General features: G+C 72.0%; 19 protein-coding genes. 11 read left to right on the forward strand and 8 right to left on the reverse strand.

Features of this window, described 5'->3' with window-relative positions; genetic code table 11:
• Positions 1-3: 3 nt before the first annotated feature.
• Entirely contained in the window at positions 4-1,644 is a 1,641-nt protein-coding gene (locus IE255_RS13270; RefSeq protein ID WP_190050427.1) for an ABC-F family ATP-binding cassette domain-containing protein, read from the forward strand.
• Here the strand turns inward: IE255_RS13270 and IE255_RS13275 are convergent.
• From IE255_RS13275 to IE255_RS13285, 4 genes are all read right to left on the reverse strand, one after another.
• Positions 1,641-2,198, reverse strand: coding sequence for a putative glycolipid-binding domain-containing protein (locus tag IE255_RS13275; RefSeq protein WP_190050428.1), 558 nt, complete (start codon positions 2,196-2,198; stop codon positions 1,641-1,643). The two genes, IE255_RS13270 and IE255_RS13275, sit on opposite strands and share 4 nt — an antisense overlap.
• A gap of 94 nt (positions 2,199-2,292) precedes the next feature.
• Entirely contained in the window at positions 2,293-4,695 is a 2,403-nt protein-coding gene (locus IE255_RS13280) for a Tex family protein (RefSeq protein ID WP_190050429.1), read from the reverse strand.
• Between the two features lie 100 nt (positions 4,696-4,795).
• On the reverse strand, positions 4,796-4,927 hold the full coding sequence (locus IE255_RS39890) for an LPFR motif small protein (RefSeq protein ID WP_010042827.1): 132 nt from the start codon (positions 4,925-4,927) through the stop codon (positions 4,796-4,798).
• Positions 4,928-5,197: 270 nt separating this feature from the next.
• Positions 5,198-6,067: an SCO6745 family protein gene (locus IE255_RS13285; protein WP_190050430.1), complete on the reverse strand. Its 870-nt coding sequence runs from the start codon at positions 6,065-6,067 to the stop codon at positions 5,198-5,200.
• Between the two features lie 114 nt (positions 6,068-6,181).
• Between IE255_RS13285 and IE255_RS13290 the strand changes: the two genes are divergently transcribed.
• Together IE255_RS13290 and IE255_RS13295 are read left to right on the forward strand one after the other, a co-directional pair.
• Positions 6,182-7,141 carry a GlxA family transcriptional regulator gene (locus IE255_RS13290; protein ID WP_190050431.1) on the forward strand — a complete coding sequence of 320 codons (960 nt, stop codon included), beginning with the start codon at positions 6,182-6,184 and terminating at the stop codon, positions 7,139-7,141.
• A 29-nt stretch (positions 7,142-7,170) separates the two neighbouring features.
• Positions 7,171-7,806, forward strand: a complete 636-nt coding sequence (locus IE255_RS13295) for a DJ-1/PfpI family protein (protein WP_190050432.1) — start codon at positions 7,171-7,173, stop codon at positions 7,804-7,806.
• Here the strand turns inward: IE255_RS13295 and IE255_RS13300 are convergent.
• Positions 7,793-8,548, reverse strand: coding sequence for an enoyl-CoA hydratase/isomerase family protein (locus IE255_RS13300; RefSeq protein WP_190050433.1), 756 nt, complete (start codon positions 8,546-8,548; stop codon positions 7,793-7,795). The two genes, IE255_RS13295 and IE255_RS13300, sit on opposite strands and share 14 nt — an antisense overlap.
• A gap of 219 nt (positions 8,549-8,767) precedes the next feature.
• On the opposite strand from IE255_RS13300, the gene IE255_RS13305 reads away from it, so the two are divergent.
• The gene (locus tag IE255_RS13305) at positions 8,768-9,274 is read left to right on the forward strand and encodes an ATP-binding protein (RefSeq protein ID WP_190050755.1); all 507 of its coding nucleotides are present in this window, start codon (positions 8,768-8,770) and stop codon (positions 9,272-9,274) included.
• Between the two features lie 18 nt (positions 9,275-9,292).
• Here the strand turns inward: IE255_RS13305 and idi are convergent, their stop codons facing one another.
• The 3 genes from idi to galE form a co-directional block, all read right to left on the reverse strand.
• Positions 9,293-9,886 carry an isopentenyl-diphosphate Delta-isomerase gene (gene idi / locus IE255_RS13310; protein ID WP_190050434.1) on the reverse strand — a complete coding sequence of 198 codons (594 nt, stop codon included), beginning with the start codon at positions 9,884-9,886 and terminating at the stop codon, positions 9,293-9,295.
• 292 nt (positions 9,887-10,178) lie between these two features.
• Complete coding sequence (locus tag IE255_RS13315) at positions 10,179-11,117, reverse strand: cation diffusion facilitator family transporter (RefSeq protein ID WP_190050435.1); 939 nt, start codon at positions 11,115-11,117, stop codon at positions 10,179-10,181.
• Between the two features lie 147 nt (positions 11,118-11,264).
• A complete protein-coding gene (galE, locus tag IE255_RS13320) occupies positions 11,265-12,236 on the reverse strand; it encodes a UDP-glucose 4-epimerase GalE (protein ID WP_190050436.1) in 972 nt (323 codons plus the stop codon).
• Between the two features lie 278 nt (positions 12,237-12,514).
• On the opposite strand from galE, the gene IE255_RS13325 reads away from it, so the two are divergent.
• The 7 genes from IE255_RS13325 to IE255_RS13355 all read left to right on the forward strand — a co-directional run bounded on the left by IE255_RS13325 (position 12,515) and on the right by IE255_RS13355 (position 19,573).
• Entirely contained in the window at positions 12,515-14,320 is a 1,806-nt protein-coding gene (locus IE255_RS13325) for a DUF5941 domain-containing protein (RefSeq protein ID WP_190050437.1), read from the forward strand.
• Complete coding sequence (locus tag IE255_RS13330; protein WP_190050438.1) at positions 14,317-15,069, forward strand: phosphocholine cytidylyltransferase family protein; 753 nt, start codon at positions 14,317-14,319, stop codon at positions 15,067-15,069. The genes IE255_RS13325 and IE255_RS13330 overlap by 4 nt, the downstream gene beginning before the upstream one ends.
• Complete coding sequence (locus tag IE255_RS13335; RefSeq protein WP_190050439.1) at positions 15,057-16,118, forward strand: iron-containing alcohol dehydrogenase family protein; 1,062 nt, start codon at positions 15,057-15,059, stop codon at positions 16,116-16,118. The genes IE255_RS13330 and IE255_RS13335 overlap by 13 nt, the downstream gene beginning before the upstream one ends.
• A complete protein-coding gene (locus IE255_RS13340; RefSeq protein WP_190050440.1) occupies positions 16,096-16,875 on the forward strand; it encodes a CDP-alcohol phosphatidyltransferase family protein in 780 nt (259 codons plus the stop codon). The genes IE255_RS13335 and IE255_RS13340 overlap by 23 nt, the downstream gene beginning before the upstream one ends.
• A gap of 5 nt (positions 16,876-16,880) precedes the next feature.
• Positions 16,881-17,753, forward strand: a complete 873-nt coding sequence (locus IE255_RS13345; RefSeq protein ID WP_190050756.1) for a glycosyltransferase family 2 protein — start codon at positions 16,881-16,883, stop codon at positions 17,751-17,753.
• 106 nt (positions 17,754-17,859) lie between these two features.
• The gene (locus tag IE255_RS13350) at positions 17,860-18,789 is read left to right on the forward strand and encodes an ABC transporter permease (protein WP_190050441.1); all 930 of its coding nucleotides are present in this window, start codon (positions 17,860-17,862) and stop codon (positions 18,787-18,789) included.
• On the forward strand, positions 18,782-19,573 hold the full coding sequence (locus IE255_RS13355; RefSeq protein ID WP_190050442.1) for an ABC transporter ATP-binding protein: 792 nt from the start codon (positions 18,782-18,784) through the stop codon (positions 19,571-19,573). The genes IE255_RS13350 and IE255_RS13355 overlap by 8 nt, the downstream gene beginning before the upstream one ends.
• The last annotated feature ends 88 nt before the right edge of the window (positions 19,574-19,661 follow it).

A 19,661-nucleotide genomic window follows, 5' to 3' on the forward strand; every position in this document is an offset into this window, starting at 1 on the left:
CTGATGACTGCCACCCTCGTCGCCAAGAACCTCGCCGCCGGCCACGGCGACCGCGCCCTGTTCACCGGGCTCGACCTCGTCGTCGCGCCCGGCGACGTGATCGGCCTGGTCGGAGCCAACGGCGCGGGCAAGTCCACCCTGCTGAGGATGCTCGCCGGACTCACCGCGCCCGAGCAGGGCGAACTGCGCCTGTCCCCGCCGGCCGCCACCGTCGGCCACCTCCCGCAGGAGCCGGACCGCCGCCCCGGCGAGACCGTACGGGCGTTCCTGGCCCGCCGCACCGGCGTCGCCGAGGCCCAGCGGCTCATGGACGAGGCGACCCAGGCCCTGGTCGACGGAGCCCCTGGCGCCGACGACGCCTACGCCACGAGCCTGGAGCGCTGGCTCGGCCTCGGCGGCGCCGACCTCGACGAACGCGCCGAGGAGGTCGCCGACTCACTCGGCCTCGCGGTCGACCTGGACCAGCCGATGACGTCCCTGTCCGGCGGCCAGGCGGCCCACGCCGGCCTCGCGTCCCTGCTGCTGTCCCGCTACGACGTCTTCCTGCTCGACGAGCCGACCAACGACCTCGACCTGGACGGCCTGGAGCGCCTCGAACGCTTCGTCGGCGGCCTGCGCGCCGGCACGGTCGTCGTCAGCCACGACCGCGAGTTCCTCACCCGCACGGTCACCAAGGTCCTCGAACTCGACCTCGCCCAGCAGCAGATCAACCTCTACGGCGGTGGCTACCAGGCCTACCTGGAGGAGCGGGACGTCGCCCGCCGGCACGCCCGCGACGAGTACGAGGAGTACGCCGACAAGAAGGCGGCCCTCCAGGACCGCGCGCAGATGCAGCGCTCCTGGATGGACAAGGGCGTGAAGAACGCGCGCCGCAAGGCGGGCAACGACAACGACAAGATCGGCCGCAAGTTCCGCAGCGAGGCCAGCGAGAAGCAGGCCGCGAAGGCCCGCCAGACCCAGCGCATGATCGAACGCCTCGACGTCGTCGAGGAGCCCCGCAAGGAGTGGGACCTGCGCATGGAGATCGCCTCCGCGCCGCGCTCCGGAGCGGTCGTCGCGACCCTGCGGGACGCCGAGGTGCGCCGCGGCGACTTCGTCCTCGGCCCGGTGTCCCTGCAGATCGACTGGGCGGACCGGGTGGCGGTGACGGGCGCGAACGGCGCCGGCAAGTCCACGCTGCTCGCCGCCCTGCTCGGCCGCGTCCCGCTGAACGCCGGCCACGCCGCGCTCGGCTCGGGCGTCCTGCTCGGCGAGGTCGACCAGGCCCGCAAGCTGTTCCACGGCGAGGAGTCGCTGCTCGACGCCTTCCGCGCGGCCGTTCCGGACACCGAACCGGTCGAGATCCGCACCCTCCTGGCCAAGTTCGGCCTCAAGACCGAACACGTCCTGCGCCCCGCGGCGACCCTCTCCCCGGGCGAGCGCACCAGGGCCGCCCTGGCACTCCTCCAGGGCCGCGGCGTCAACCTCCTGGTCCTGGACGAGCCGACCAACCACCTCGACCTGCCCGCCATCGAACAGCTGGAGTCCGCGCTCGACGCCTACGAGGGCACCCTCCTGCTGGTCACCCACGACCGCCGCATGCTGGACGCCGTACGCGTCACGCGCCGCCTGGAGGTGGCGGACGGCAAAGTGACCGAGCGCTAGTCAGCCGCCAGGCGCCTCGCGAGGGAGGGGTAGTCGACGACGAACCCCTCCTCGTCGAACTCCAGGTCGCTGTGGAAGCCGCCGGAGGCGAACCGGACCCGCCCCGGTCCGCGATGCCGGTACGTCTGCTGCGACGGCCGCACCGCCAGGTCCGGCACGGACACCCAGGCCATCAGGAACTCCAGCTCGCCCGGTCCCCGGTGCAGTCCGTGCCGCAGCACCGGCATGCTGTTGGTCAGCGGGCACAGCCCGAGATCGCAGTCGAGGGCTCCGTCGACGTCCGGGAGCCGCTCGCCGTCCGCGGTCCATCCGCCCCCGCCGTCGTGCCGCAGATCGAGCGTGCGGCTGCCGCGGGCGGACTCGATCGTCACCCGCAGCCGACGGGTGACGAACCCGCCGGCCGCGTCGAGGTCGTACGTGACCCAGTAGGGCTCCGGATAGGTCCCGACGGCCCGCCCGCGCGCCCGCAGCACGCCGCCCCCGACCTGGGCCCAGGCCGTCTCGAATCCCCGGCTGGCGGACACTTCCCAGGTGAGGACACGTGCAACAGACATACCGACCAGTTTAAGACCGACCCTTTAGGGGCGCGGGGAACTGCGCGACCAGCCACAACGGCCCCGCAGCTCCCCACGGCTCACGGCGGAGCCGTCAGCGCTTGCCGTTCTTGGGATCGACCAGCCCCGCGCGGCGCAACGCGTCGGCCATCGCGCCGTTGGCGGGCGGAGGCGCCTGCCGCGAACCGCCGCCGCCACGACCGGCGCCACCGCCACGGCCACCCTGCCGCTGCTGCGGCGGCCGCCCACCCCGCTGCCGGCGCTCGCCGGAGCCGCCGTCCTGGCCACCCTGCGGAGCCGCCTCGTCGTCCAGCCGCAGCGTCAGCGAGATCCGCTTGCGCGGGATGTCGACGTCGAGGACCTTCACCTTGACGATGTCCCCGGGTTTCACCACGTCCCGCGGGTCCTTGACGAACGTCTTCGACATCGCGGAGACGTGCACCAGGCCGTCCTGGTGGACACCGACGTCGACGAACGCCCCGAAGGCGGCCACGTTCGTCACGACGCCCTCCAGGATCATCCCGGACGACAGGTCGGAGATCTTCTCCACGCCCTCCTTGAAGGCGGCCGTCTTGAACGCCGGACGCGGGTCGCGGCCCGGCTTCTCCAGCTCCTTGAGGATGTCGGTGACCGTCGGCAGGCCGAACGTCTCGTCCACGAACTCCTGCGGCTTCAGCGAGCGCAGCACCGCCGTGTTGCCGACGAGGCCGGCGACATCCTGCCCGGTGGTCTTCACCATGCGCCGGACCACCGGATAGGCCTCCGGGTGCACGCTGGACGCGTCCAGCGGGTCGTCGCCGCCGCGGATCCGCAGGAAGCCCGCGCACTGCTCATAGGCCTTCGGGCCGAGCCGCGCCACCTTCTTCAGCTCACCGCGGGACTTGAAGGGCCCGTTGGCGTCGCGGTGCGCCACGATGTTCTCGGCGAGCCCGGAGGTGATGCCGGAGACCCGGGCCAGCAGGGGCGCCGACGCCGTGTTGACGTCCACGCCCACGCCGTTCACACAGTCCTCCACCACCGCGTCCAGCGAGCGCGACAGCTTCACCTCGGACAGGTCGTGCTGGTACTGGCCGACGCCGATCGACTTCGGGTCGATCTTCACCAGCTCGGCCAGCGGGTCCTGGAGCCGGCGGGCGATCGACACGGCACCGCGCAGCGACACGTCCATGTCGGGCAGCTCCTGCGAGGCGAACGCGGACGCCGAGTACACGGACGCGCCGGCCTCGGACACCATCACCTTCGTCAGGTTCAACTCCGGGTGCCTGGCGATCAGTTCCCCGGCGAGCTTGTCGGTCTCGCGGGACGCCGTGCCGTTGCCGATCGCGATCAGCTCGACCGCGTGCTCCTTCGCGAGCCGGGCCAGCTTGGCGATGGCCTCGTCCCACCGGTTGGCGGGGACGTGCGGGTGGATGACGTCCGTGGCGACGACCTTGCCGGTCGCGTCGACCACGGCGACCTTCACGCCCGTACGGAAACCGGGGTCCAGGCCGAGCGTCGCGCGCGTGCCCGCCGGAGCGGCGAGCAGCAGGTCGCGGAGGTTCGCCGCGAAGACCCGCACGGCCTCGTCCTCGGCGGCCGTGCGCAGCCGCAGCCTCAGGTCGATGCCCAGGTGGACGAGGATGCGGGTGCGCCACGCCCAGCGGACCGTGTCCGTCAGCCACTTGTCGCCGGGGCGGCCCCGGTCGGCGATTCCGAACCGGTGGGCGACGATCCCCTCGTACGACGACGGGCCGTCCGTCGGCTCCTCGGGCTCCAGGACGAGGTCGAGGACCTCCTCCTTCTCGCCGCGCAGCATCGCGAGGATCCGGTGCGAGGGCAGCTCCGTGAACGGCTCGGCGAAGTCGAAGTAGTCGGCGAACTTCGCGCCCGCCTCCTCCTTGCCCTCCCGCACCTTGGCGGCCAGCCGCCCGCGCACCCACATGCGCTCGCGCAGCTCGCCGATCAGGTCGGCGTCCTCCGAGAACCGCTCGGTGAGGATCGCCCGGGCGCCGTCGAGAGCGGCCTGCGGATCGGCCACGCCCTTGTCGGCGTCGACGAACGCGGCGGCCGCGGCGAGGGGCTCGACGGACGGATCGCCGAGCAGCCCCTCCGCCAGCGGCTCGAGACCGGCCTCCCGCGCGATCTGCGCCTTGGTGCGCCGCTTGGGCTTGTACGGGAGGTAGATGTCCTCCAGGCGCGCCTTGGTCTCGGCGCCCCGGATCCGGGCCTCCAACTCGTCGGTGAGCTTGCCCTGCTCGCGCACCGACTCCAGGATCGCCGCCCGCCGCTCCTCCAGCTCCCGCAGATAGCGCAGCCGCTCCTCGATCGTGCGCAGCTGCGCGTCGTCGAGCATCTCGGTCGCTTCCTTGCGGTAGCGGGCGATGAAGGGCACCGTAGAACCGCCGTCCAGCAGTTCCACGGCAGCCCTGACCTGCCGCTCCCGTACGCCGAGCTCCTCGGCGATCCTGCCTTCGATGGACCCTACGTTGATGGACCCGTTGGACCCGGGTGTCGTCACGATCCCGTACCGCCTTCTCCACTGAGGTTGCGCGGCAATTGTGGCAGGTGACACCGACACTCGGGGATCAGGGCGGCGCCCGGCAGGTCGGGCGCCGGAATCAGACCCTGCGGCTGCGGGTGGAGGACGAGGCCCCGCCGAAGAGCCGGGCCAGGGCCCGGAAGGGCAGCGTCACGACGGTGGCGATGGCACCGCCGATCTGGCGCAGCACGTCTGCGATAGCACGGAACACGTAATTCCCCTTTCTCTCTCCCGGCCGCACCGGCCAGGAGAGGACCGGGTACCTCGCAGAGCCCTCACCATGCGTCACGGCCGAACACATGTGCCCGGCGTGATTCAGGCGGAAGCGAAACGGCCCTCGGAACGGCCCTCGGAACGGCCCGCCTCTCGGGAGCGGCTCGCGAAGCGGCCCTCGGGGCGGCCTCCCGGGAACGGCCCGCGAAACGGCCCGCCGGATCATCCCCCCGGATCGGCCCCCGAGGCTCCGCCCGCAGCCCGGCCCTCACCCCTTGCCGATGAGATCCGCCGGGAACGCCCCCGCCGTGAGTGCCGCGCGCGCGAACACCGCGCCCAGCTCGGTCAGCCGGGCCACGCCCTCCGGACCCAGGTGCTCGTACGGGGCCCGGTCCAGGCGGTCCGTCTGCTGCTCGATCTCCTCGCGCAGGGCGACACCGCGTTCGGTGAGCTCGCCGGCCGCGTCCAGCAGCCCGCGCCCGCGCAGCCGGTCCCGCGCCGCGTCCCAGTCGTCCTGGGGCCAGCCCCGGGTGCTGAAGACCCACTTCGGTGTCATGCCCTTGCCCGTCGCCGTGTGGGTCACCAGCGCTTCGAGCCCGTCGAGCCCCGCGGACATCAGGGCGGCCAGGTGCCCGTCGCCGCGGTGCTCGCGCAGCAGGGTCGCCGCGTGCCAGTACGCGAGGTGCGGTTCCTCGGGCACGGGCAGGTCGGCGTGGGCGGCGTACAAGGGCCTCGCCTCGCGGGAACAGGCCTCGGCGGCGCGCAGGGCGAGCCGCGCGGCCTCGGCCATCTCCGCCGAGGCCACGGTCTCTTCGCCCAGCAGCCGGCGCAGGGTCGCGTCGACCGCACGCGCGCGTGCCGCCAGCACCCGGCCGGGCGTGGCGGACTCCCACACCGCCGGCACGTGCCGGGCCACGAGCTCGTACTTGTAGTTGTAGAAGGCCGCAGCCACCGCCCCGGCCCCGACGGGCCCGAGGGCGGCGGCCCGGACGGCGAAGTTCACGGCCCGGGGATCGCTGACCCCGACGGCGCCCAGTTCCCGTCCCAGATCGGGCGAGAAGTAGTGCGTCGAATGCAGCGAGTTGAGCACGTTGTGGCAGCGTCGGCCGGCGCGCGGCTCCAGGGCGGCAGTCGTCATGCCGGGCAGGTTACCAACCGCTCGGTATGGCCTCTACGGTCGTGAAGGCCATGGCAGGAAAGGTGGGGAACTCGTCATTGCCGCCATGCTCCCGGCCCGCGAAGAATCGACGGCATGGCCCAGCGCACCGTTCTCGCCGTGCTCTTCGACGGCGTGCAGAGTCTCGACGTCACCGGTCCCGTGGAGGTCTTCGCGGGCGCGGAGCTGTACTCCCCGGGGTCGTACCGGATCCGCACGGCCTCCCTGGACGGCACGCCCGTGCGGACCACCAGCGGCCTGACCCTCGTCCCCGACGAGTCCCTGGCCACGGCGGCCGACCCGGACGTCCTCCTCGTCCCCGGCGGGACGGGCAGCCTGCGGCCCGACCCGCGTCTGGTCGACTGGGTGCGCGGGCACGGGCCGCGCGCCGGGCGGCTGGTCTCGGTGTGCACCGGCGCGGCCGTGCTCGCCGCGGCCGGTCTCCTGGACGGGCGCCGCGCCACGACCCACTGGGCGTACTGCGACCGGCTCGCCCGCGACCACCCGGCCGTCGACGTCGACCCGGACCCCGTCTACGTACGCGACGGGCACATCACCACCTCGGCCGGTGTCACCGCCGGCATCGACCTCGCCCTCGCCCTGGTCGAGGAGGACCTGGGCCGGGACGCCGCCCTCACCATCGCCCGGCACCTGGTGGTGTTCCTGCGCCGGCCCGGGAACCAGGCACAGTTCAGCGCCCAGCTCGCGGCCCAGACCGCACACCGCGAGCCCCTCCGGGACGTCCAGCGGTTCATCGCCGAGCGCCCCGAGGCCGACCTCTCCGTCGAGTCCCTCGCCGCCCGCGCCCGTCTCTCGCCCCGCCACTTCGCCCGCGCGTTCCGGGCCGAGACCGGCATGACGCCGGGCCGCTACGTGGACCGCGTCCGCCTCGAACACGCCCGCCGCCTCCTGGAGGACACCACCGACGGCATCGAGGAGATCTCCCGCACCAGCGGCTACGGCACGCCCGAGGCCATGCGCCGGGCCTTCGTCAGAACCCTCGGAACGCCCCCGGCGGAGTACCGCCGCCGCTTCCGCCCCGCGACCACGCCCTGAGCCCCAGCACACCGATGGAAGGGACCCACATGCAGATCGCCATCGTCCTCTACGACCGCTTCACCGCCCTCGACGCCGTCGGCCCGTACGAGACCCTCGGCCGGATCCCGGGCGCGGAGACCGTCTTCGTCGCCGAGCGGCCCGGCCCCGTACGGAACGACTCGGGCAACCTCGCGCTCACCGCCGACCGGGCCCTGGTGGACGTACCGAACCCCGACATCATCGTGGTCCCCGGCGGCCCCGGCCCCCTCCCGCTGGCCCCGGACGGGCCCCTGCTCACCTGGCTGCGCGCCGCCGACGCCACGAGCACCTGGACGACGTCCGTGTGCACCGGCTCCCTGCTGCTCGCCGCCGCCGGACTCCTCCGGGGCCGCCGCGCGACCTCCCACTGGCTGGCCCTGGACGAGCTGAGGCGCCACGGCGCCGAGCCGACGGGGGAGCGGGTCGTCACCGACGGCAAGTACGTCACCGCGGCCGGCGTCTCCTCCGGCATCGACATGGGACTGACCCTGCTCGGCCGCATCGCGGGCGACGACCACGCCCAGATCGTCCAGCTCGCCACCGAGTACGACCCGCAGCCGCCCTACGACGCCGGATCACCCGAGAAGGCGCCCGCGCACGTCGTCGACCTGCTCCGGTCGCACGCCGGCCTCATCCTGACGTAGGCACGCTCCAGCCGAACCGCGGCTGCCTGCGCTCCAGGAACGCGGCGACGCCCTCCGCGGTGTCGCCGCTCGCGCGCGCCTGCCCGGCCCAGTGCGCGTCCCGGTCCGTACGCCCGTCCGCGAACTCCTTGGCCGCCGCCTGTGTCAGTTGCGAACGGGACACCAGGACCCGGGTGAACTCGGCGACCCGCTTGCCGAGTTCGCCCTCGGGCAGCACCTCGTCGGCGAGGCCGGTGCGCAGCGCCCGTTCCGCGTCGATCAGCTCGCCGGAGAACAGCAGGTACTTGGCGGTGGCCGGGCCCACCAGGGACACCAGCCGCCGGGTCGAGGACGCCGGGTACACGATGCCGAGCTTCGCTGGCGTCACCCCGAACAGCGCGCCCTCCTCGGCGAACCGCAGATCACAGGCCGCCGCGAGCTGTGCCCCACCACCCACGCAGTGCCCGCGGATCGCGGCCAGCGTCGGCTTGGGGAACGCGGCGAGCGCCTCCTCGGCCCGCACGGCCAGCCCCTGCGCCTCCTCCGGGGAGCCCCGCAGCGTCGAGATGTCGGCCCCCGCGCAGAACGTCCCACCCTCGCCGGACAGCACCAGCGCCCGCACGGCCGGATCGCCCGCCGCCTCCGCCAGCAGCGGCGGCAGGGCCCGCCACATCGCGGCCGTCATGGCATTGCGCTTCTCCGGATGGCGGATGACGACCGTCGCGACCGAGTCGGTCACGCTGTACAGCAACTGCGGATCCATGCGCCGGATGCTATCCGGATGCCAAACCCGTACAACCCGAATAGTTCGCCGAGATGGCACAACAGGGACAGGAGCAGTCCCACAACTGACCGTGTCATACGCCAACGGGTCAGAAGTGCTCGATAGTTGCTGACTTCTGTTCAGTCATGGGGTGTGGAGCGCATCGTTACCAACACTCGAGGTGTGGCGACAATCGAGTGCGAGGGTGGCGACCGGACGATGGACAACGACGGGCGCGGGTTCGGCCCGCGCCCAGAGGGCGGCGCGGCGCCCCTCGGCCCCGGGCCCGCGGATCCGCTGCCGTACGAGGGGATCTGGCGGTTCACCGCACCCGCGGTCGACGCCTCGGTCCCGCAGGCGCGGCACGCCGTACGGGACCTGCTGCTGCGTCAGGGGGTGCCGGTCTCGGACGACCTGGCCCAGGGGCTGCTGCTGATCGTCTCCGAGCTGGTGACGAATGCCGTGAAGCACGCGGCCGTGCTGTCGCCGACGATCGCCGTCGAGGTGGCCGTCGGCGCCGACTGGGTCCGCGTGGCGGTGGAGGACAACCACCCGTACCGGCCGACGGCCCTGGAGACCGACCACGGCCGGACCGGGGGCCGCGGACTGCTCCTGGTGCGCGAGATCACCCGGGAGGCGGGCGGCTCGTGCGAGGTCGAGTACACCGCGAGCGGCGGCAAGGTGATCTGGGCCGCCCTGCCGCTCAAACCCGCTCGCTTCTCCTAGGCCCCGTGGGGGCCCAGGTCACCAGCCGGCCGAGGGGCCCGTCAGCTCCCTGATCGCCGGCCGGGCCGCGTCCAGGACGGTCATGAACCAGGACGAGAAGGTGTCCTTGGCGTGCCGCTCCGCCAGCTCGGGCGGGGTCACGAACGCCGTCGACGCCACTTCCTCCGGATTCGGCCGCAGCACGGCCTGCAGCATGCCGACGAAGAGGTGGTTGTACTCCTGCTCCACCAGCCCGGACTCCGGGTCGGGGTGGTTGTAACGGACGGTGCCCGCCTCCGCCAGCAGCGACGGGGAGGCGCCGAGCTCCTCGTACGTCCGCCGGGCCGCCGCAGCGAAGGGCGCCTCCCCGGGGTAGGGGTGGCCGCAGCAGGTGTTGGACCACACACCGGGGGAGTGGTACTTGCCCAGCGCCCGCTGCTGGAGCAGCAGCCGGCCGTACTCGTCGAAGAGGAACACCGAGAACGCGCGGTGCAGCCGCCCGGGTGGCTGATGGGCGGCGAGCTTCTCCGCGGTGCCGATCGTCACGCCGTCCTCGTCGACCAGTTCCAGCAAAATCGCGTCTGCGGTGCCGTTCGACGGGCTGTGCGTCGCGGTGGCAGGTGTGATCGGCATACCCATCCTTCACATCGGTCTTCGCGCCCCAAGTCTGCCGTACGAATCCGGCACTCCCGGCACTTCGCGGCGCGCCCGCATGTCCCGCGCGGTGGCGCGGAGGGCGGACGGCGCCGCTCGGCGCCGGAAGAGGGACCCAGTAGGTGATCGTGCCCGGCCGGGTGGGCCGAAAATCGTCCCTGCCGGTGCCGGGGGGAGTCAGGGCGCGGGCGCGCGCCGGAGGGCCGCGTCACCCGGCGCACGCAGATCGAAATGCGCCCCACCAGCCCCATACGCCTCAGCAGGCGGCGCGTCAGTGACAGAGGTGCGCCTCGTGCTCCGCGTGCCCGCCGGGCTCCAGCTGGAAGGTGCAGTGCTCCACGTCGAAGTGGTCACCGAGGCAGGCCTGGAGTTCGTGGAGCATCTTCTCGTGGCCTATCGCGCTGAGCGTCTCCGAGCTGACGACCACGTGCGCCGACAGCACCGGCATGCCGGAGGTGATCGTCCACGCGTGCAGGTCGTGGACGTCCTCCACGCCCTGCGTCGCCAGGATGTGGGCCCGTACCTCCGCCATGTCGACACCCTTGGGCGCCGCCTCCAGCAGCACGTCGAGGGTCTCGCGGAGCAGCTTCCAGGTCCGGGGCGCGATCATCAGCGCGATGACCAGCGAGGCGATCGGGTCGGCGGCCTGCCAGCCCGTGAGCATGATCACCACGGCCGAGATGATCACCGTGACCGAACCGAGCGCGTCCGCCGCCACCTCCAGGAACGCGCCGCGCACGTTCAGGCTCTCCTTCTGGCCGCGCATCAGCAGCGACAGCGACACCAGATTCGCGACCAGGCCGATCGCACCGAACACGACGGTCAGACCGCCGTCGGTGTCCGCCGGCGTGACGAAGCGCTGGACCGACTCGTACACGACGTACCCGCCGGCCCCGAGCAGCAGCAGGCAGTTGGCCAGGGCGGCGAGGATCTCGGCGCGGGCATAGCCGAACGTGGCCCGGTCGCTGGGCGGGCGGTTCGCGAAGTGGATCGCGAGCAGCGCCATGCCCAGCCCCAGCGCGTCGGTCGCCACGTGGGCCGAGTCCGCGACGAGGGCGAGCGAGTCCGCGAGGACGCCGCCCACGATCTGGACGACCACGATGCCGAGCGTGATCGCCAGCGCCACCCGCAGCCTGCCGCGGTACGCCGAGGTCGCCGTACCGCCGGCCGCCGCGCCGTGCGCGTGCCCGTGATCATACCCAGCCCCCATGAAACGTCATCCTCCTGCGTCCACCTGATCGTGCTCGGGCACCCCAGTGAACTACGGGGAGGGGGTATGCGCAACGCGGCACTGAACACCGTTGTCATGTGCCCTGACCTGCGGAAACGAAGTGCAGGTCAGGGCACCCTCACTGGGTCACGAGCCGTGGTGCAGCAGCCAGCCACGCCACGCCGACTCGGCCATCTCGCGCACCCCGCGCCGGGCGGTCCAGCCGAGTTCCTCCGCCGCCCGGGCGGCCGAGGCCACCGCCCGGGGCGCGTCCCCGGGGCGGCGCCCCTCGACGAGAGGTGGCCGCCGGTCACCGGTGACCTCGCCGATGACCGCGATCAGCTCGCGCACCGAGACGCCCTCCCCGCGCCCGATGTTGACCGTCAGATCGCCGGTGACACCGCCCTCGGCGAGCCGCCGGGCCGCCGCGAGATGCGCCTCGGCCAGGTCGGCGACGTGGATGTAGTCACGGATGCAGGTCCCGTCCGGGGTCGGGTAGTCGTCGCCGAAGATCCGGGGCGCCTCGTCGCGGGTCAGCCGGTCGAAGACCATCGGGACGATGTTGAAGACGCCCGTGTCCGCCAACTCAGGAGCCGCCGCGCCCGCCACGTTGAAATACCGCAGGCAGACGGTGGAGATCCCGTGCGCCCGGCCCGCCGCCCGCACCAGCCACTCCCCGGCGAGCTTGGTCTCGCCGTAGGGGTTCACCGGCGCGCAGGGCGTGTCCTCCGTGATGAGGTCCACACCCGGGTCGCCGTACACGGCCGCCGACGAGGAGAACACGAAGCGCTCGATCCCGGCCTCGGCGACCGCGTCCAGCAGGGTCACCAGACCGCCGACGTTCTCGCGGTAGTACCGCGTCGGCTGGGCGACGGACTCCGCGACCTGCTTGCGCGCCGCGAGATGCACCACACCCGTCACGCCGTGCTCGGCGAACACCCGCTTCAGCAGATCCCCGTCGAGCGACGAGCCCTCGATCAGCGGGACGCCGGACGGCAGCCGCGCGGCCACCCCCGCCGAGAGGTCGTCCAGCGCGAGGACGCGCTCCCCGGCCTCGCTCATGGCCCTGGCCACGTGGGCCCCGATGTAGCCGGCCCCGCCGGTGATCAGCCAAGTCATGGTCGCCCACCCTATGCGGCCGCCGCCGGAGCCTGCGCGATGTCCCCGATGTCCGGTCTGGGGGGCGCGGTTTGTGGGGCAGGCCCCGGATCCACGATGATGATCGCGGCAAGGGCTTGTGCGAACCACGTCGATCCATCCGCCGAACGGGCGGTGAACGTGGCCTTCCCGGCATCCGATAGCCTCTGCCGACATGCCGCCCGGGAGCCACCGGCGCGGGCGCCCCCACCATGCACCTCACTGGCGCGCACGCGTCGGTACCCAGGGAGTGAATTCGGTTGTCGACCGCCATCCTCACCGGTCAGCCGGTCCCCGGATCGTCGATCGAGGGCGACCTGCGGTCCCTCGGGTTCGACGTGCGGATCGCGACCGACGCCGCCGAGGCCGAGACCCTGCTCGCCGAGGTGCCGTTCGAGGAGCGGGTCGCCCTGGTCGACGCCCGGTTCGTGGGGCATGTGCACGCGCTGCGCCTCGGCCTCACCGACCCCCGCTTCCCGCTCGCCGCGATCCCCGGCGCCGTCACCGCCCAGCCGTCCGGCCGCCAGGCCCTGACCCGGGCGATGGCCCGCGAGAACTCCGCGGGCGGCGGCACCACCCTGGTCGACAGCCTCGCCGACCGCGTCGGCACCGCCCTGGACAGCGACGGCACCGGCGTGCACCGCCCCGAACTGGGCAGCCTCGTCGCCGCCGTCCCCGCCGACCCGCAGGCCCGCAACGAGGCACGGCAGGCGGTGGCGGATGTCGACGACGAGGCCGTCCGCCTGAAGTCGGCCGTGAAGTCCCGCGACGGCTTCTTCACCACCTTCTGCATCAGCCCGTACTCCCGCTACCTCGCTCGCTGGTGCGCTCGCCGCGGCCTGACCCCGAACCAGGTCACCACCGCCTCGCTGCTCACCGCCCTCATAGCGGCGGCCTGCGCGGCCACCGGAACCCGCGGCGGCTTCGTCGCCGCCGGCGTCCTGCTGCTCTTCTCCTTCGTGCTGGACTGCACCGACGGCCAGCTCGCCCGCTACTCCCTCCAGTACTCCACGCTCGGCGCCTGGCTGGACGCCACCTTCGACCGGGCCAAGGAGTACGCCTACTACGCCGGTCTGGCCCTCGGCGCCGCCCGCGGCGGAGACGACGTCTGGGCCCTCGCCCTCGGCGCGATGGTCCTGCAGACCTGCCGGCACGTCGTGGACTTCTCCTTCAACGAGGCCAACCACGACGCCACCGCCAACACCAGCCCCACCGCCGCCCTCTCCGACAAGCTCGACAGCGTCGGCTGGACGGTGTGGGTGCGGCGGATGATCGTCCTGCCCATCGGCGAGCGCTGGGCGATGATCGCGGTCCTCACGGCGGTCACGACCCCCCGCATCACCTTCTACGCGCTGCTCGTCGGCTGCGCCTTCGCGGCGACGTACACCACGGCGGGCCGGGTGCTGCGGTCGCTGACGCGCAGGGCGCAGCGGACCGACCGGGCCGCCCGGGCGCTGGCCGACCTGGCGGACAGCGGGCCGCTGGCGGCCGGTCTGGCCTCGGTGCTGCGCAAGCTGCCCGCGAAGGAGCCGCTCGGCGCACGCGTCTTCGTCGCCCTGCCCGGCGCCGCGCTGGTGGTGCTCGCGGCTGCCGTGGAGGGGTACGGCAGCGCCCTGCCCGTTGCCCTCGCCGCGCTGTACGTCCTCACCTCCGCCGCAGCCGTCGCCTTGCCCCTCAAGGGCGCCCTCGACTGGCTCGTCCCGCCGCTGCTGCGCGCCGCCGAATACGGCACCGTCCTCCTCCTCGCGGCCAAAGCGGACGTGAACGGAGCCCTTCCTGCGGCTTTCGGGCTGGTGGCCGCGGTCGCCTACCATCACTACGACACGGTGTACCGCATCCGCGGCAACGCCGGAGCGTCCCCCGCCTGGCTGGTGCGCTCCATAGGGGGGCATGAAGGACGGACCCTGCTCGTCACCGTCCTCGCCGCGCTGCTCACCGCCCCGCAGTTCACGGTCGCGCTCACGGCTCTCGCCGTGGCCGTGGCCCTGGTGGTGCTCGTCGAGAGCATCCGCTTCTGGGTGTCCGCAGGGGCACCCGCCGTACACGATGAAGGAGAACCCGCATGATCGGCCTCGTGCTGGCGGCCGGCGCCGGACGGCGTCTGCGCCCCTACACCGACAGCCTTCCCAAGGCGCTGGTGCCGGTGGGGCCCGCGGGCATAGAGGGCGAACCAACGGTTCTCGACCTGACCCTCGCCAACTTCGCCGAGGTCGGCCTCAGCGAGGCCGCGATCATCGTCGGCTACCGCAAGGAGGCGGTGTACGCGCGCAAGGAAGCGCTGGAGAAGAAGTACGGCCTCAAGCTCACCCTCATCGACAACGACAAGGCCGAGGAGTGGAACAACGCCTACTCCCTGTGGTGCGGGCGTGACGTCCTCAAGGACGGGGTGATCCTCGCCAACGGCGACACCGTCCACCCGGTCTCCGTCGAGAAGACGCTGCTCGCCGCCCGCGGCGACGGCAAGAAGATCATCCTCGCCCTGGACACCGTGAAGGACCTGGCCGACGAGGAGATGAAGGTCGTCGTCGACCCCGCCAAGGGCATGACGAAGATCACCAAGCTGATGGACCCCGCCGAGGCCACCGGCGAGTACATCGGCGTCACCCTCATCGAGGGCGACGCTGCCCCCGAACTGGCCGACGCGCTCAAGACCGTGTGGGAGACCGACCCGCAGCAGTTCTACGAGCACGGCTACCAGGAGCTGGTCAACCGAGGCTTCCGTATCGACGTGGCGCCGATCGGCGACGTCAAGTGGGTGGAGATCGACAACCACGACGATCTCGCCCGTGGACGGGAGATCGCATGCCAGTACTGACCCGGCTCATCCCCTCGCCGCTCGTCGTGGACATCCGCCCGGGTGCCCTCGACGACCTGGCGTGCGTCCTCGCCGACGAGCGCATCTCGCACTCCGGCCGCCTCGCCGTCGCCGTCAGCGGCGGCTCGGGTGCCAAGCTGCGCGAGCGCATCTCGCCGAGCATGCCCGGCGCCACGTGGTACGAGGTCGGCGGCGGCACCCTCGACGACGCGGTCCGGCTGGCCGGCGACATAAAGGCCGGCCACTACGACGCGGTCGTCGGCCTCGGCGGCGGCAAGATCATCGACTGTGCCAAGTTCGCCGCGGCACGCGTCGGCCTGCCCCTGGTCGCCGTCCCGACGAACCTCGCGCACGACGGCCTGTGCTCCCCGGTCGCCACCCTCGACAACGACGCGGGCCGCGGCTCCTACGGCGTGCCGAACCCGATCGCGGTCGTCATCGACCTGGACGTCATCCGCGAGGCCCCGGTCCGCTTCGTCCGCGCCGGCATCGGCGACGCCGTCTCCAACATCTCGGCGATCGCCGACTGGGAGCTGGCCAACCGTGTCAAGGGCGAGCGGATCGACGGACTCGCCGCGGCCATGGCCCGCCAGGCCGGCGAGGCCGTCCTGCGGCACCCGGGCGGCATCGGGGAGAACGACTTCCTCCAGGTGCTCGCCGAGGCGCTCGTCCTCAGCGGCATCGCCATGTCGGTGTCGGGCGACTCGCGGCCGTCCTCCGGGGCGTGCCACGAGATCAACCACGCCTTCGACCTGCTCTACCCGAAGCGGGCCGCCGCCCACGGCGAGCAGTGCGGCCTCGGCGCGGCCTTCGCGATGTGGCTGCGCGGGGCGCACGAGGAGTCGGCTTACATGGCGGAGGTCCTGCGCCGCCATGGTCTGCCCGTGCTGCCGGACGAGATCGGCTTCACCACGGACGAGTTCGTCAAGGCCGTCGAGTTCGCCCCCGAGACCCGGCCCGGCCGCTACACCATCCTCGAACACCTCGACCTGAACACCGAACAGATCAAGGACACCTACACCGACTATGTCAAGGCCATCGGTAGCTGAACTACGCCCCGTCGTTCACCCTGCAGGGGTGAAGGACCGGCGCAGCGGTGAGCACTGGATGGGACGCCTCTACATGCGCGAGGTGTCCCTGCGGGTCGACCGCTACCTGGTCAACACCAGGGTCACGCCCAACCAGCTCACATACCTGATGACCGTCTTCGGTGTGCTCGCGGCCCCGGCACTGCTCGTGCCGGGGATCCCGGGCGCCGTCCTCGGCGTGGTGTGCGTCCAGATGTACCTGCTGCTGGACTGCGTCGACGGCGAGATCGCCCGCTGGAAGAAGCAGTACTCCCTCAACGGCGTCTACCTGGACCGCGTCGGCGCCTACCTCACCGACGCCGCCGTGCTCACCGGCTTCGGCCTGCGCGCCGCCGACCTGTGGGGCAGCGGCCGCATCGACTGGCTGTGGGCCTTCCTCGGTACGCTGGCCGCTCTCGGCGCCATCCTCATCAAGGCCGAGACCGACCTCGTCGGCGTCGCCCGCCACCAGGCCGGCAAGCCGCCGGTCAAGGAAGCCGCCGCCGAGATGCGCTCCTCCGGCATGGCACTGGCCCGCAGGGCCGCCGCCGCCCTGAAGTTCCACCGCCTCATCCTCGGCATCGAGGCGTCCCTGCTCATCCTGGTCCTGGCCATCGTCGACCAGGCCCGCGGCGACCTGTTCTTCTCCCGGCTCGGCGTGGCCGTGCTGGCCGGCATCGCCCTGGTCCAGACCCTGCTGCACCTGGTGTCGATCCTCGCTTCGAGCAGGCTGAAGTGAGCGGCATGAAGGTCGGCGCCGTCATCATCACCATGGGCAACCGCCCCGACGAACTGCGCGCCCTCCTCGACTCGGTCGCCAAACAGGACGGCGACCCGGTCGAGGTGGTCGTGGTCGGCAACGGCTCGCCCGTCCCGGACGTCCCCGAGGGCGTGCGCACGATCGAGCTGCCCGAGAACCTCGGCATCCCCGGCGGCCGCAACGTCGGCATCGAGGCCTTCGGCCCGGCCGGCCGGGACGTCGACATCCTGCTCTTCCTGGACGACGACGGGCTCCTCGCGAGCCACGACACCGCGGAGCTGTGCCGCAAGGCGTTCGAGGCCGACCCGAAGCTCGGCATCATCAGCTTCCGCATAGCCGACCCGGACACCGGCGTCACCCAGCGCCGCCACGTCCCCCGGCTGCGCGCCGCCGACCCGATGCGCTCCTCCCGGGTCACCACCTTCCTGGGCGGCGCCAACGCCGTCCGCACCCGCGTCTTCGCCGACGTCGGCGGACTCCCCGACGCGTTCTTCTACGCCCACGAGGAAACCGACCTCGCCTGGCGGGCCCTCGACGCCGGCTGGATGATCGACTACCGGTCCGACATGGTGCTCTACCACCCGACGACCGCCCCCTCGCGGCACGCCGTCTACCACCGCATGGTCGCCCGCAACCGCGTCTGGCTGGCCCGCCGCAACCTCCCCGGGCTCCTCGTCCCGGTCTACCTCGGCGTCTGGCTGCTGCTCACCCTCCTGCGCCGCCCCTCCCGCCGCGCCCTGCGGGCCTGGTTCGGCGGATTCCGCGAGGGCTGGACCACCCCGTGCGGGCCCCGCCGGCCCATGAAGTGGCGTACGGTGTGGCGGCTGACCCGACTGGGCCGGCCCCCCGTCATCTGACAAGCTCGTATCCGGGAGCGTCCGGGAGCACCCGGGCCGTACCCTGGCCCCCGGCTCATGCCAGGCCCGCACAGGCCGCGCATCTCGAAGACGAAAGTTTCCACTAGTGAGTGAGACAACGCACGACGCCCCGGTCGCGGTGAGCGCGCCCGCGGCGCCCGACGAGGGCCTCACGGCGAGGGAGCTCGCCGCCAAGCACGGACTGAGCGTCAGCGGCGCCCGGCCGACCCTCATCGAGTACGTCCGTCAGCTCTGGGGACGGCGGCACTTCATCATCGCCTTCTCCCAGGCGAAGCTGACCGCCCAGTACAGCCAGGCCAAGCTCGGCCAACTGTGGCAGGTGGCCACGCCGCTGCTGAACGCGGCCGTCTACTTCTTCATCTTCGGCCTGCTCCTGGAGGCCGACCGGGGCATGGCCCGCGAGGTCTACATCCCGTTCCTGGTCACCGGCGTGTTCGTGTTCACCTTCACGCAGAGCTCGGTGATGGCGGGCGTGCGCGCGATCTCCGGCAACCTCGGCCTGGTCCGCGCCCTGCACTTCCCGCGCGCCTCCCTGCCGATCTCCTTCGCGCTCCAGCAGCTCCAGCAGCTGCTGTTCTCGATGATCGTGCTGTTCGCCGTCGCGGTCGGCTTCGGCCACTACCCGGACCTGTCCTGGCTGCTGATCGTGCCGGTCCTCGTCCTCCAGTTCTGCTTCAACACCGGCCTCGCGCTCATCATGGCCCGGGCGGGCGCCAAGACCCCGGACCTCGCGCAGCTGATGCCGTTCGTGATGCGGACGTGGATGTACGCGTCCGGGGTGATGTTCTCCATCCCGATCTTCCTCGCGGACAAGCCCGACTGGATGGCGAACGTCCTCCAGTGGAACCCGGCCGCGATCTACATGGACCTGATGCGCTTCGCCCTCATCGACGAATACGACTCGAAGTTCCTGCCCGACCACGTATGGGCGGCTGCGGGCGCCTGGGCCGTGCTCTTCGCCCTCGGCGGCTTCGTGTACTTCTGGAAGGCGGAGGAGAGGTACGGCCGTGGCTGAGCAGAACGCCGAGCAGGACAAGGACGCGCGGATCCCCACCGTCATCGCGGACGACCTGCACATCGTCTACCGCGTCAACGGCGCCAAGACCGGCAAGGGCAGCGCCACCGCCGCCCTCAGCCGCATCATGAAGCGCGGCGAGGAGCGGGGCGTGCGCAAGGTGCACGCGGTCCGCGGCGTCTCCTTCGTGGCGTACCGCGGCGAGGCCATCGGCCTCATCGGCTCCAACGGCTCCGGCAAGTCGACCCTGCTGCGCGCCATCGCCGGACTGCTGCCCGCCGAGCGGGGCAAGGTCTACACCGACGGCCAGCCCTCGCTGCTCGGCGTCAACGCCGCCCTGATGAACGACCTCACCGGCGAACGCAACGTCATATTGGGCGGGCTCGCCATGGGCATGTCCCGCGAGGAGATCCGGGAGCGCTACCAGGACATCGTCGACTTCTCCGGCATCAACGAGAAGGGCGACTTCATCACGCTGCCGATGCGCACGTACTCCTCCGGCATGGCGGCCCGGCTCCGCTTCTCCATCGCCGCGGCCAAGGACCACGACGTCCTGATGATCGACGAGGCCCTCGCCACCGGCGACCGCAAGTTCCAGAAGCGTTCCGAGGACCGCATCCGGGAGCTGCGCAAGGAAGCCGGCACGGTGTTTCTGGTCAGTCACAACAACAAGTCCATCCGCGACACCTGCGACCGCGTCCTGTGGCTGGAGCGCGGCGAACTGCGCATGGACGGCCCGACCGACGAGGTGCTCAAGGAGTACGAGAAGTTCACCGGCAAGTAGTCCGGCGCGCCCGGGGCCCCGCCGGAACTGTTCCGGCGGGGCCCCGCGTCTGCAAAGGAAACGTCAACTCCGGCCTGTGGCAGGAATC

It is taken from the genome of Streptomyces lomondensis (genome assembly GCF_014651035.1).
GTDB lineage: Bacteria > Actinomycetota > Actinomycetes > Streptomycetales > Streptomycetaceae > Streptomyces > Streptomyces lomondensis.